Here is a 14582-nt window from a genome sequence, read left to right as displayed (position 1 = left end):
TGATTACTAAACCTCAAATCCGTTATTTTCAATAACTTCTTTAAACCAAATACCTGATTTCTTCAAGGTTTTTTCTCCCGTTTCTAAATTCAAACGATAAAAACCATATCTATTCTTAAATGTATTGATCCATGACCAACAATCGACAAAAGTCCACATATGGTAACCTTTGCAATTTACGCCTTCTTTCATCGCCTTATGAAGCCACTGTAGGTGTTCCGTTAAGAATTCAATACGATAGTCATCTTGAACAATACCATCCCTGATAAACGCCTCTTCGTCTTGAATACCTATACCATTTTCAGAAACAAACCACGGAATGTCTCCATATAATTTTTTTATATTGATGGCAATATCATAGATTCCCTTAGGATAGATTTCAATGCCTCGAGAAGTATTCATCCGACGACCTGGCATAATGTAAGGATCAAAAAAATTCTCAGGCATAAATACACCGTTGGGATTAACTAGACACTCTTTGGCTTTCACACGCCTTGGTTGGTAATAATTAATTCCCAATAAATCAATTTTTGTAGCTTTTATTAATGCTAATTCTTCTTTCGACACTTGAGGAGGTAATTGATTATATTCTGTGAGAATCTCAATTAATTCTACGGGGTATTCCCCTTTTAAAATCACTTCATTTAAACTTCTCGTATAAAATAAATCAGCCATTCTTGCAGCTTCCATATCTGCGGGGTGACTACTCCTAGGATAGACAGGTAAGACATCCATAATAATTCCTATCTGGTTATTTCGTTTCTTTTTACGAAAAACACGAACAGCTTCACAGTGGGAAACAACAATGTTATGGAGTACTTGAGCCGCTCGCTTAAAATCAACAACATAAGGATAGTGTCTATCATGTAAATAGCCTGCCTCAGCTGGAATCATTGGCTCATTAAAAGTGAACCAATAATCGACCAAATCTCCAAACAAGTCAAAACAAGTTTCCGCATAGTTCTTATATGCTTCGATAGTATTTTTATTTTCGAATCCACCTTCTTTTTGTAGCGCCATTGGCATATCAAAATGATAGAGATTTACAAAGACAGACAAGCCTTTTTCTCGCAGTTCTGTAAAAACATTTTTATAAAAGGTAATTGCTTCTGGATTTATCTCACCCACACCATTTGGTATCAACCGTGCCCAAGAAATAGATGTTCGAAAAGAGTTTAGAGAAATATCACTAGCTTTTTTTATATCTTCTCTGTAATCTCGATAAAATCCTGAGACTTGTTCCGTTGTGATACCATGATAGAATCGATGATTATACTCTTTTGAAGAATAATCCCATATGTCCATCCCTTTTTGATCCCCTGATACTCTACCTTCTGATTGCACAGCACTTGTGGCAGTTCCCCAAAAAAAGTTTTCGGGAAACTTATATTCTTTTTTCATAAATAGGCTCCGTTCTTGATTACTCTTTTCTTTTTCAGATTACGTCTAGTAATACACGACCGTTTATTGTTTTTCCCATGAATCATATGCATCTTGATAAACTTGGATGTAAGCCTCGACACCCATTGATTCAATCGTATCTATATACGTATCCCAGTTGCTAAGTGGCTCAACACCAGTAATAAACTTCGCTTCCATTTGTTCAATGTACGTCTTCAAATCCGTTTCAATCGCGTTAACTTTATCTTGCTCTTCTTTCGTCAAAAAGATTAATGGATACGGAACTTCTGCATAAGGGACAACTTTTTCCTCTGTTTCTTTTTCAATAAATTGTTGGAATTCTGAAGAATCCGGGTCATTTGGGTTTTCTTTTGGTCCTACAAGTGGAATATCTGCTGACGGTAGTGGAATACCATAGTTCGGAGTGATTGCTCCTCTTGTTTCTTCTTTTTTCGCTATATTGACGTTTTCTGCGTAGATTTTTACTTGTTCTCCTTTATCATTTTCTGCATATTCCCATAAGACACCTTCTGGACCTTGACTAATAAATTCATATCCTTCTTTTGAATAAAAGTAATCGGCCCATCGTAAAGATGCTTCTGGACTGGGGTTATTTTTTGTAATCAAGAAAGTTCCTCGATTGATTCTAGGACTCCCTGGAACGACTGCTTTTGGTGATTGTTCACTAGTTAATGGATGAAACATGTAATCATTTAAACTCTCTGATTCACTTGATCCTGTTGTAAAAAAGGCGAAATAATCTGGGAAAACCCCAATTTCATTATTTTGTCCTTTTGATTTCTTTTGTTCATCTGACTGTGAGTATACTTCCGTATCAAGTAACTTTTCTGTGAATAATTTGTTCGTATACTCAAGAAAAGCTTTATATTCCTCTGTGATCGGTGTATATCGGACAACACCATCTACTTCTTCGATTCCTAATTCTTTCATACCAAAAGCAGCGAGTAACCATGGACGAACACTGTTTAATTTAGAATCAGTCAATGGAATCTCATCTTTTTTGCCATTACCATTCGGATCTTCATCTCTAAATCGGACTAATAAATCATAAAATTCTTCCGTCGTTTTTGGTAACTCTTCATTACTAATATTCAATTTTTCTAACCATTCGCCTTTGTACCATAAAGGGTTTTTCGCCCAAATTGATTGCGGTAATCTACCAATAGCTGGTAAGGAATAAATATGTCCATCTGGAGTTGTAATTGATTTTCTGATATTTGGATCTTCTTCCATCAATTTATTAAAATTAGGTGCGTATTCAGGAATTAAATCTTCTAACGGTAGGAGTAATCCTTGACTACCATAAGCGACTTCCATTGCAGGTGTTAAATATTTTTTACCCGCGCCCATAATAATATCTGGTAAATCACCACTAGCAAACATCAGATTTAGCTTAGTCGGAAAATCACTCATCGGAGGTGTAGTATATTCAAAACTCATATTTGTCATCTTCTCATATTCTTGCAGGGTTGGCATATCTTTCCATTCTGACAAACCTGTTCCTGGAGCCATCATTGTTAATGAAAGTTTCTCTTTCACAATTGGGAAATTCGCCATCTCTACATCGACCTGTATCTCTTCTTGCTTTTTACTATCTGCTTTTGCTTTTCCACAACCAGATAATAAAACACCACATATTGTGGCTACAGCGAATAATTTAGACATTCTTCTCATTTATTCTCTCTCCTATTCATTTCTAATTTAGTCACATAATATAAAAAAACTTTTTTGAAAGCGCATTCAACATGACTACTTAAAGATAATTTATTTTTGATATTTATTCAATATGTAGTTGTTCTCTTCAATTAACGTTGATATATAGCCTTTTATCACTTTTAGCTAATGATGGAGTATGTAAGTTTTGACTTTTTTTAATATCCTAAGTCTATCTTTCTCTTTTATCTTCTTCAATTTATATACTAGTTATTGAAAATCCCTCAACCATTAAGATAAGGTTGAGGGATTTTCAGTAAAGTTCAATGATTTGATTCTTATTTGATAATTAATTACAACCGAATCATTGAGTTTTCTTTTCTATTCTCTTTTCTATACTGACCTGGAGTAACACCAATTATTTGTTTAAATTTTCTAGTATAATTTGACACATCATGGTAGCCTGCATCATTCACAATTTCTTTAATTGTTTTTGGCGTATAAATTAGCTCTTCTTTTATTTTCACTAATCTTAATTCTTGAACATAGTTAGAAAAAGTGATTCCAACTTGTTCTTTGACGACCCGACTGAGATATGAAACTGAAAAGTCAAAATTGACCGCAATTGCTTCTAACGACAAATCCATTGAAGCATAATTTTCATGGATATATTTCATTATTTTTTGTCCTAAATCTTTCGTTTCTTTTTCTTTCATGAAGTTCATCACACTACAAAAATCATCTGTTATTTTTTTCAACTCTTCATGAATATCATCTAAAACATCCGAACTCATCAAATGATCAAAATTTTTAACTATAGATTGCTGATTCTCTTGACTCACGCAATTGAAAACCGTGCTTATTACATCATAGCAATAATAACGTTTTTCATAGATACTCATTTGAGCGATCTTATTCTTAGAGAAAATAGATTCTAATACTTCTTTTGCTACTACTTCATCGCCTTCCATTAAACTTTTATGTAATTTGCTTTTACTATCAATTGGTATACTTGAAAAATATACTTGTCGATGAGATATCTCCTCATAATAAATAATATCCCTATCTGTGTCTTTAAAATATTCTGCAGCTGTTAACGCATCGATATACGATCGATTGATGTATAACAAGTTGTCATAAAAATTTCCAACAGTAAAACTCAATTTTGCAGGTAAGAAAGTTTGACTAAATTGCTTTAACTCACTAACTGCCAACAATGAATTTATTTCTGCTTTGGTTGTACAACCCAGCATAACAATTTGTTTCTTTGTAGCTAACTCAATCAAATGATATGTTGTTCCTTTTATCGTTCGGGGGAACTGATCAATAAAAACCGTTTTTATTTTTGTATTTTCTTCTTTATTCTCTGACCATTCCGATGACATCACAACAACAAAAAATGCTTTACCAGCTAATTTAAAATCAAGTTTTTCCATTTCATATTTTAACTGATTTTCCTCTCGATAGTGCCCACTGATTAAGCTCTCTAAAAAGTAGTTTAATAAATAAACTTTCTGCTCACTTACAATTTGATTTAATTCCAAGTGATTTTTCAAAACCAAATTAATCTTATTTTCAAAAAATAATCTATTTCCATCTTCAAAATCAAGTGATTCTTTTGATAAAATTTTTTCAAATGAATCTTCTATTTTTTTCATAGGCAAATATTTTTTTAGTCCTAGAATATAACTAAAAAGGCTTCCTAATATAAAAATTAGTGCAATTAACAAGTAGAAAAGATTCCTTGTTTGTATAACTGGCTTTAAAAATTGATTATCTTCAACTAATAAAGCCAACGTAATTCCTGATATTTCGGATTTAAAAGAAGATAAATCGTATTGCTTATCAGCATATTCCAATTTTTTGTTATTCAATGTTTCTTTTTCTATTTTAAGGTCAGCATGCTCTTTGCCTGATTCAGTTAGTGAGAGTAAGGTACTGTAGCTTTCATCTAAGAGGTACGTAAATCCTGGTAAATCATTTGATGTCATATTCATCATTTTTTCTAACTCACTGTTATTCAAAACAAATAAAACGTTACCATAAGTAATCCCACTATTTTTCAAAGGAACATAATACTGAAACAATTTATCTGATACGCCACTACTATAAAGTGTAGCATTTAGTTTTGGGTGATTCTTCGTTAGATTTTCTTCTAATTCACCTGCTTCAAAAGCGACTGTCTCATACTTATTGAATTGAAAAGTCGCCAAATCATAACTACCATTTTTAGAATAAAATTTTTTATCTTGATCATAGTAGACATACATTTCCTCAATAAAACTATGGTTTGCTTGTATTCTTCCTAATTCATTATTGCTATCTAATGAGTAGAACGGATGGTTGAGCATAAAACTTGATAGTTTTGGGTTAAATTGAATCGTATCCGTTAATTTTTCTAAATCTTTTAGGCGCTCATCTAAAAGATTCATTGCTTGTTTTAAACTATTTTGATTCGTTGAATAAAGTTGTTGCTTTAATCCTATAATAGCTGAGTAATATAATACAGTCGTTAGCAATAAAAATGGAATCAAAAAAATTAAAAAATAAGAGATAAAAGCAGTGAATAGTGACCTTTCGTTCTTCTTTTTAAACAAACTCATTAGCCAGCCTCCTCATTTCTATTAATAAACATACACTTCATGTAGACAAAATATCTTGTATTATCGTCAACAACTTTTTATTCCTTTTTAGAGTGTATTATTGACTTTTCAATCAATAATTAAATGGCTTTATCAATATGAGAAATGACTAATTTTACTTAGAATCATTATTTACTCAAGCACTCTCCACCCACAGCTATATATTTTCCTTTACAGGTTTAGCCATTCATTATAATGTTTACAAGAGAATCGTAGCACGTTAATTTCATTTTGTAAACGTTTTATTAATCATGGAAATCTAGTTTCACATGCGTAATAAAAAGAACAAGGAGCTTCTCCGCTCCTTGTTCTTTTTATTATCTTTGATTACGTTTGGCTAAGACTTCTTTACCGCCTGTGACTTCGATAATGCTGCCGGTCAGGTAATCGGATTGCTCATCACATAAAAAAGCAATGGTTCGTGCAATATCTTCGCCGACACCCGGGCGTCGCTTACCTTCGAAAGGTACTTGCATCGCCTCTTTAATCGTCATTTCTTTAAACGCTCCTTTTATATCGCCCGGACAAACCATATTGACTGTAATACCGTTTTCGGCTTCTTCTAGAGCGACGGTTCTCGTCAAAGAAGCAGCGCCACTTTTGGATGCAGCATAAGCACTGCGATAACGCCAAGCCGGGGCGTTACCGACTTTTTCAAAACCAAGCATCACGATGCGTCCCCATTGATTTTTGATCATTTCAGGTAAGACCGCGTGTAATAGATAAAAATAACTATTCAAATTCCCATCAATCATTGACTGCCAATCACTTAAGTCGTATTCACTCAATTTCTTTTGTTCTTTAATAAAAGGGCCGGCATTATGCACCAGAATATCGATACGTCCAAATCGAGCTTTCGTCTCGGAAACTAGTCGTTGAACATCGTCTATTTGACGCATATCGCCTTGAACAATGAGCGTATCGACTTCATATTTCGCTTGAATCAGCCCGGCTGTCTCTTCGGCTGCTGCTTGACTATGAACGTAATTAATCACTACTTGGTTGCCTGCTTTGGCAAGTGCAATCGCTGTCTGCTTCCCTAACCCGGTGGCACTCCCAGTGATAATCGCTACTTTTTTCATCGGAGCATCCCTCCTAATGTTCTCTAATCAATGACAAAAATTCACCGCGCAAAGCGGAATCCGTTGTAAACGCGCCACGAGTAGCTGAAGTCAAAGTGACGGCACTGGATTTTTTAACGCCACGACTACACATGCATAAATGTTTTGCCTCGACGACTACCATAATGCCGGTTGGATTCAGCACTTCCTCTAGCGCCTCGACAATTTGCGTCGTTAATCGCTCTTGCACTTGAAAACGACGCGCGTACCCCTCAACCATCCGCGCGATTTTCGATAGACCAGTAATTTTTTCGCCTGGAAAATAACCAACATGTGCGACGCCAAAAAATGGGGCGAGATGATGTTCACACATCGAATAAAATTCAATGTCTTTGACGACAATTAGTTCTTGATACGGCACATCAAAGACCTTTTCCAAGTGTTTTTTCGGATCTTCACGATACCCCTCTGTATATTCTAAAAAGGCCTTCATGAAACGATACGGTGTTTCAATCACACCTTCACGTGTCGGATCGTCGCCGCAAACAGCCATCAATCCTCGGAGCGCTTGTTCAAAAGCGGCTACCTTTTCTATTTTTGAATCCATCTCTGCTGAATCTGCTTGAATGGATGGGAAATACGTTTGGAGTAGTTGTTTTTCTCTCTCATAATCATTTTCATATGGAACCATCTGGCTTCACCTCTTTGGTTTACTTTTGAAACACGATAAAAAAATACGTCTTGTTCTTATTATAGGAAGAAAGCGTTTTTTTACAAAGAGTTACGCTCATAATCGCTTTACGTGCGTAAAAAACTTCCGAGCGGTATACTGAAAGTAGTACGAATACCAAATAACTTACGATCAATCTAGGAGATGATGAAAATGGCACACGGTGTTGTCATAGTTGGTGCTTCAATTGCAGGGTATAATGTTGCGAAGGAATTACGTACGAAAGGGTACCAAGGAAAAATTACATTAGTCGGAAAGCAAGCAAGTTTGCCGTATGATTTGAAAGAGTTGTCAAAAAACTGGATGTTGGCGCAAGAGACCGTATCACCACCTGTTTTTCGCGATGAAACTTTTTACGAAGATGAAAAAATCACCTTAAAATTAGGAACAGAAATTGTTTCGATTGACCCGGAAAATCACACCGTTCAAACAAATAAAAAAGAATCGATTCCTTACGATCAGTTAGTTTTAGCGATTGGTTCAACTTTACGAATGTTCAATGCACCTGGCGTTGATGCAGAAGGGATTTTTTATTTACGCGATTTTGAAAACGCTCAAAAAATTAAAGCTTGGGATAAAAAATCAAAAGATATCGTGATTGTTGGGGCGGGCTTCATTGGCCTCGAAATGGCGTCAACATTCGCACAAGTTGGATTAAATGTAACGGTCATCGAACACGCACCCTTGCCACTTGGTCGAATTGTCGGTGAAGAAGCATCCCATTATTTTAGCAATATGCATCGTTCGCACGGCGTTACTCTTTTGACAAGTGAAGATATAACAGCATTCGAAAAAGATGAACAAGGTCATGTGACAGCAGCTTTGACGGCGAGTGGGAAAAAAATTAACTGCCAAATGGTGATTATCGGTATTGGCGTCGTTCCAAATACATCCATCGCCCATCCTGATTTAGAAGTGCAGCGAGGGATTGTCGTGAATGAATACGGTGAAACTTCTTTACCAGACGTTTATGCCGCCGGTGACTGTACCGTTTGGCCGTACCAAGGTGAGCTTGTTCACGTCGAACACTGGGAACACGCAAGAGCTCATGGGCGTTGCGTGGCACATAATATTATCCAACCAAAAAGTGAAGTCTATGCGACACGTCCTTATTTCTGGACAGATGAATACGATCAAACCTTTGAATATTTAGGTCATACGTTAACTTGGAACCAAACCGTGACTCGTGGTTCAAGCGACGAACCGAAGTTCACGATTGCTTACCTCGATGAAAATCGTCGCCCATTGGGTGTTCTTTTTGCAAATAATGCCGAAAAACGAGCAGACATCGCCGCACTAATGGATAAAAATCTACCAATTAATCTTGATAGATTTAAAGACCCAACGATTTCAATTTTAGAAACAACAGAATCATCCTAAAATAAAACTGAAAAAGAGAACTTCAGGGTTCTCTTTTTCTGTTGTTACGGCTACGATTTTATACTACCGATAACCCAGCACCAACTAAACTCGCATTGTTTTCGTATTGACTCAAAACAAGTGCTGCCACACTTTCTTGTTGAACTGGTAGCATTTCATTTAGCAAACGTTCTTTTAGGAGTGGCAATAGATACGGATTGCGCATCAACACACTTCCGCCTAAGACGATTTGTGTCGGATTAATCAGCGAGGTAATGATATAAACACCATGTGTCAATGAATCTAAAAAGTCATCGATCAGCTCGACTGCTCGTGCCTCATTTTGAAGATATTGTTCAAATAATCGAGCTGATGTCATTGTAGCATCGACATAACGTGCTTGTGCTTTCGCTTCTAAAGCCGAACCACTGGCAACAAATTCTAAGCGTTCCGTCTTCGTTCCATTCGCCGTCCGAACTGGTACAAGCCCGACCTCACCCGCTAACCCTCGACCACGAATCGGTACGCCCCCTTCAAAAATTGGACTCGCAATTCCCGTTGAGATCGTTAAAAACACGAGGGAATCTTCTTTTGTTAAACCCGATGCCCGCCATTCAGCAAATCCAGCATGTACAACATCATTATCAATCTTAATCATGTCTACTTTAGGAAAGGCCGCTTGTAATCGATCACGAATCGGAAAATTTTCCCAGTCTAAATTATTTTGGAAAATAGCAATACCATTTTTACTGTCGACAATCCCTGGAACGCCAACGCCTAAAGCAATTTCCTCTTCTGCTAAACCGACTTTTTTTAATAACGAACGAATCGCGTCGACCACAATCTCAAACATCGGCTCCCGATTCCTTCCATCACTCGCCACAATCAATTCTTCTAAAACAGCCCCACTCAGATCAATCAAGCCCACCGCTACTTTTGTCCCGCCAATATCGACACCAATTAATTTCTTCACTTACACTCCCCCTAAAAATAACGATAACTATCTTATTTCAACTCTTAAAATGATTGTAACATTTGCAGACAACAAATTAAATAAAACGCTTACTTTCCATGAAAGGAAATTACTGGGAAGGAATCTCTAGTTGCCTTGCTCGCCTTTTATTTTGTCTGAAAACACTTATAGACTGAGTGAAATCAATCGCGATTTCGCTCAGTCTATATTGAAACAAATCTTATTGGATTATGCTTTTTACCACATATCACTTTCTCGACCTAATAACCTTAAAATGCCTTCCGTAAAGAAATAATCTCCATAAATAATGGGCACATGTCGGCCTCGTTCACTATGATATTGAACGGTTCCCATTGGAATAATGCCTGCTTCTTCTGGATTCCAATTAGCAATTTTCTCGACCGCTAATAAGATTTTAAATGCTACATTTGTATAAAATTCTTTTTCTGGGCCATCCAACCAATTCGCGATTTCTAGCAATCCACATGCCGTAATCACAGATGCCGTACTATCATAAATTTCTGGAGTTGAAGGGGCACGATAGTCACATTTGGCTAAATAATTTGTTTCTTGTAACTGACTAATGACATAGTTGGCTACTTGTTTTGCCGTTTCTAGGTATTCCATCTTTTGCGAGTATTTATAACTTAATGCAAAACCATAGATTGCCCAGCCTTGCCCCCTTGACCATGAAGAATCCGCGGCATAACCTTGGCCTGCTACTGAATGTAAATAAGTACCTGATTCCGGATCAAATACACCAATATGATTAACGGATCCATCTTTTCGTACTAAATATTGACGGACAGTTTCAGAATGAGCCTCAGCTATTTGACTAAAGCGTGGATCATTGGTCTCGCTGCTTGCCCAGTAAAGTAACGGGATATTCATCATGCTGTCAATAATTACCCAGCCAACTTTATCTTCATTCCAACAACGTAGAAATTGACCTGCTAAATTAAAACGCCCTGCCAAAATAGTTGCTGCGTGCAAACTTCTTTGATAAGATTTATGACTTCCAAGTTGACGATACTGGGCTACTGATGTGTGCAGCCACATAAAACCGACATCGTGATGGATCTCTTCGAACTCTTCTAGTGGTTGGTCTAAACGATTTTCTAGTGCAACTGCCGATTCTTTAAATCCCTCTTTTTGAGTTGCCCCATATAACTGCCATAAGAGTCCACCCCAAAAGCCATTTGTCCACCATGATAAATCAGTTGCTCCGACGTCTATGTAACGATTATTTTCGGGAATATACGGAATCCCTCCCGACAAATTCACACGTTCTTTCTCAATTTTTCCCTCAATTTTTCTGACAACCTCTTCTGCCCACTTTTGTTTTTCCGACAACGAAACAACCTCCTAGTTTTACCACTCTAAAAAAGTGATTTTTGTACTAACCTTTTACACCTGAAGAAGCAATTCCTTCAACGAAATATTTTTGCATGGATAAGAAAATAATTCCAACTGGTAAAATAGAAATGACTGACGCGGCCATAATCAAGGCATACTCTGCATCATATAATGACACGAACATCTTTAATCCTAATTGAATCGTTTTATTTTCTGTTGATGTTAAATAAATAAACGGTCCCATATAATCATTCCAAGTATTAACAAATGTAATAATCGTTAAGCTCGCTAAAGCTGGTTTGGTTAAAGGTAAAATGATTCTTCGATAAATGCCCCACTCAGTTAAGCCATCAATTCGTGCACTTTCACATAATGAATCTGGAATACTTTCATAGTATTGTTTTAATAAAAAGACACCGAATGCATTAAATGCTTGCATTAATACAAGTGATAGCAAGCTATCCGTCAACCCTAATTGACGCATCATAATAAATTGTGGAATCATATAGACTTGCCACGGTACCGCAATTGTTCCAATATAAGCTAAGAATAAAATATCTCGACCTTTAAATGCCATTTTAGAAAAACCATAAGCTGCAAAACTGCTTGTCAATAATTGAATCAGTGTAATTGTCACACTTAAGAATGCCGTATTTTTAAAAAATGTGACTAAAGGAATTGTTGTCCAAATTTCAGCATAATTTTCCCAACGAAATTTTGTCGGAATCCACTGAATGGGTACACTAAAAACATCATTGTTTTCTTTGAGTGACGCTGAGAGCATCCAGATAAATGGAATAAGGACTACTAGAGAAAGAATCGATAACACCGCAATCATAATGCCTTCTCGGTAATTCAATGTTTCTTTTTTTATTTTTTTCTGCGTTCCTTTTAACACGGTTGCTTCTTCCATTGCTTCCACCTTCTACACCCTCTCCATCCGTTTATTCCAACTAAATTGAATCACTGTAACTCCTAACACAATCACAAACATCACTAATGAGATTGCTGACGCATAGCCGAACTCAAAATTAACAAACGCTTCGTTATAAATTTTATAAACTAAGACATTTGTCGAACGACCTGGACCACCATCCGTCATTACTTGAATCAGATCGAAGACTTTGAAACTATTAATAACCAACATAACCGTTACAAAAAAAGTGGTCGGTCTTAGTGAGGGCAGAGTAATATTCCAAAATTGTTTCCAATTATTTGCTCCATCCATCGATGCTGCCTCATATAATTCTTTGGAAATACTCTGCAATCCTGCTAAATATAAGATCATATAATAGCCCATCCCTCGCCAAACACTGACAATCACAATTGCCCATAAAGCCCAGTCAGAACTAGATGTCCAACCTGGTGGGTTAGCAATCACCACTTTTAACAACTGATTGATTGGTCCCATAGTTGGATGAAATAACATATTCCAAACAACTGCTATCGCGACTAAAGAGGTCACGTAAGGGAAGAAAAAAGCCGTCCTAAAAAAACTAACCCCTTTAATTTTTTGATTCAATAATAGCGCCAGACCTAAAGCACAAATCAGTGTTAAAGGTACCACCCCAACGGTATAAACAATGGTATTTTTGAAAGAAATCCAAAAAGAAGTATCGTTCCACATTTTTGTGAAATTTGCTAATCCGACAAACTCAGGTTTACTAAAAGAATCCCACTTCATAAAAGCAAGTATGAATGAGAAAAACACCGGAATAACCGTAAAAACTAAAAATCCAGCAAAGTTTGGTAGAATAAAAGATAAACCTGTAAGATTCTTTTTTATTTTTAAGCTATTTGTTTTTTTCTTGATTACTTGTGCCATTTTTTACACTATAGATAGTCGTTTATCTATAGTTCCTCCTCTCGACAGAAGCTTGAAAGAAAAGAAGAATCTTGAAGATGATCTCTCAGACGCAGATTATCTTTTCCTCAAGATTCTTACTCACTTTGATTATTCCACTTCTGTTTCTATTCGTTTGGTTATTTCTTTAATGCCTTTTTCCACTGTATTATCTTGAACCATAATTAAATCGTGCTCTTCACCTAAAATGGTATTGATTGCCGCAGCTTCTGGTCGTGCTAATAATTCCCAACCATTATGATCAGGTTTTAATGCTTTTTTAAATTGTTCGTCTTGTGGCATTCCTTCAACACTGGCTAAGACATCTAAAACAGCATCTGATTGATAAGCAGTTGTCATTCCGATTGCAGAAACAGCCTTCGCTCCTTCTTCACCTGAACAGAATTTTACAAATTCCGTTGCTAAATCTTTGTTTTTTGAATGGTTACTCACAGCAAATCCTGTTGGTCCACCGTATGTTTTAATCTCACCCTTTTCATTTTGAGGGATCGTTGTTACGCCCCAATCAAGGTCTAAATTATTGGTATTAATCGAATTAATCAATTTTCCTAGGTAAAAACTTCCCATGATCATCGTTGCTGTTTTTCCCGTTTCAAAAACGGAAGAATACGTTGTGCTTGTTGTTTTAATTGTTGCGTAGTCCATTGCATGACCTTCATTTTGTAAACGTAAAACGCGATCATAATAATCTGCTAAAAAGTCATATTTACCAGACATTAAATCATTTCCTGTTTGATTGGCTGCCAATGCTTGAACTAACGGATACCATGTATGATAGTATGTTCCATAAACCTTGCTATCGGCTTCGCCACTAGTTAAATCCGCTGCTAGTTTTTCATATTCATCCCAAGTTAAATCGCCGGGATAGTCTACACCAGCCTCATCAAAAATCCCCTTGTTATAAAACATCATATAAATTTCTTTTCTAAAAGGCATGGCAAAATACTGATCTTTTTCTGTCTTATAACCATCTAAGTTGCCTTTATAATTTGCAAAATCATCTTCTGAAAGGCCTTCAATCGCTTCCGTTAAATCAACTAGTTGATTTTTGTTTGCATAGTTCACATAGCTTCCAACATCTTTCATTCCTAAGACGTCCGTTGTATCACCACCAGCCAACATCGTGGTTACTTTGTTTTCATATTGATCTGCTGCAATATCGACCACTTTAATTTTTACATTCGGATGTTGATCTTCAAACGCCCCAAACATTGCTTTAAATTCAGGATTCGCATCGTAACCCCAAACAGAAACCGATAATTCTGTCGTCTCATCTTTTGCGGTCTCGTTTGTATCTGACCCCACATCTGCCCCTGCTTCAGATTCTTTTTCCCCACATGCTGCAAACGCTAACAATGAACCTGTCGCCAATAAACCTACCAACCATTTACTTCTCTTTTTCAAGGATATCTCCCCTTTTTTTTATTTTATTTTGTTGAACAAAACAAACTTGTTCAAAATTTTCCCACTAAATATTTCGTTATTGCCTTTTGCTTGAGTTTATTATAATATACATTGTAAG

Annotated in this window: 11 protein-coding genes; 1 reads left to right on the top strand and 10 read right to left on the bottom strand. The window is 36.3% G+C overall.

Going from position 1 to position 14582, the window contains the following annotated elements; translation table 11 throughout:
* Positions 1 to 6: 6 nt before the first annotated feature.
* The 5 genes from IEV09_RS04770 to folE all read right to left on the bottom strand — a co-directional run bounded on the left by IEV09_RS04770 (position 7) and on the right by folE (position 7385).
* The gene (locus IEV09_RS04770; RefSeq protein WP_188367124.1) at positions 7 to 1401 is read right to left on the bottom strand and encodes a glycoside hydrolase family 1 protein; all 1395 of its coding nucleotides are present in this window, start codon (positions 1399 to 1401) and stop codon (positions 7 to 9) included.
* Between the two features lie 63 nt (positions 1402 to 1464).
* A complete protein-coding gene (locus IEV09_RS04765; protein ID WP_188367123.1) occupies positions 1465 to 3096 on the bottom strand; it encodes a type 2 periplasmic-binding domain-containing protein in 1632 nt (543 codons plus the stop codon).
* A gap of 332 nt (positions 3097 to 3428) precedes the next feature.
* Positions 3429 to 5678, bottom strand: a complete 2250-nt coding sequence (locus IEV09_RS04760) for a helix-turn-helix domain-containing protein (protein ID WP_188367122.1) — start codon at positions 5676 to 5678, stop codon at positions 3429 to 3431.
* A 356-nt stretch (positions 5679 to 6034) separates the two neighbouring features.
* Positions 6035 to 6799, bottom strand: coding sequence for an SDR family oxidoreductase (locus IEV09_RS04755; protein ID WP_188367121.1), 765 nt, complete (start codon positions 6797 to 6799; stop codon positions 6035 to 6037).
* 13 nt (positions 6800 to 6812) lie between these two features.
* Entirely contained in the window at positions 6813 to 7385 is a 573-nt protein-coding gene (gene folE / locus IEV09_RS04750) for a GTP cyclohydrolase I FolE (RefSeq protein WP_209651421.1), read from the bottom strand.
* Between the two features lie 276 nt (positions 7386 to 7661).
* Here folE and IEV09_RS04745 point away from each other — a divergent pair, with 276 nt between their 5' ends.
* On the top strand, positions 7662 to 8888 hold the full coding sequence (locus tag IEV09_RS04745) for an NAD(P)/FAD-dependent oxidoreductase (RefSeq protein WP_188367119.1): 1227 nt from the start codon (positions 7662 to 7664) through the stop codon (positions 8886 to 8888).
* Between the two features lie 58 nt (positions 8889 to 8946).
* On the opposite strand, the gene IEV09_RS04740 is transcribed toward IEV09_RS04745, so the two are convergent.
* The 5 genes from IEV09_RS04740 to IEV09_RS04720 form a co-directional block, all read right to left on the bottom strand.
* On the bottom strand, positions 8947 to 9840 hold the full coding sequence (locus tag IEV09_RS04740) for an ROK family protein (protein WP_188367118.1): 894 nt from the start codon (positions 9838 to 9840) through the stop codon (positions 8947 to 8949).
* Between the two features lie 237 nt (positions 9841 to 10077).
* A complete protein-coding gene (locus IEV09_RS04735; RefSeq protein WP_209651419.1) occupies positions 10078 to 11193 on the bottom strand; it encodes a glycoside hydrolase family 88 protein in 1116 nt (371 codons plus the stop codon).
* Positions 11194 to 11239: 46 nt separating this feature from the next.
* Positions 11240 to 12034 carry a carbohydrate ABC transporter permease gene (locus IEV09_RS04730; protein ID WP_373281474.1) on the bottom strand — a complete coding sequence of 265 codons (795 nt, stop codon included), beginning with the start codon at positions 12032 to 12034 and terminating at the stop codon, positions 11240 to 11242.
* An 87-nt stretch (positions 12035 to 12121) separates the two neighbouring features.
* Positions 12122 to 13021: a carbohydrate ABC transporter permease gene (locus IEV09_RS04725; protein WP_188367117.1), complete on the bottom strand. Its 900-nt coding sequence runs from the start codon at positions 13019 to 13021 to the stop codon at positions 12122 to 12124.
* 129 nt (positions 13022 to 13150) lie between these two features.
* Entirely contained in the window at positions 13151 to 14464 is a 1314-nt protein-coding gene (locus IEV09_RS04720; RefSeq protein ID WP_188367116.1) for an ABC transporter substrate-binding protein, read from the bottom strand.
* Positions 14465 to 14582 lie beyond the last annotated feature (118 nt).

This window comes from Enterococcus alcedinis, from assembly GCF_014635985.1.
Lineage (GTDB): Bacteria > Bacillota > Bacilli > Lactobacillales > Enterococcaceae > Enterococcus_I > Enterococcus_I alcedinis.
The sequence above is the reverse complement of the archived record's forward strand: the minus strand, read 5'-3'. Positions and strand labels throughout refer to the sequence as shown.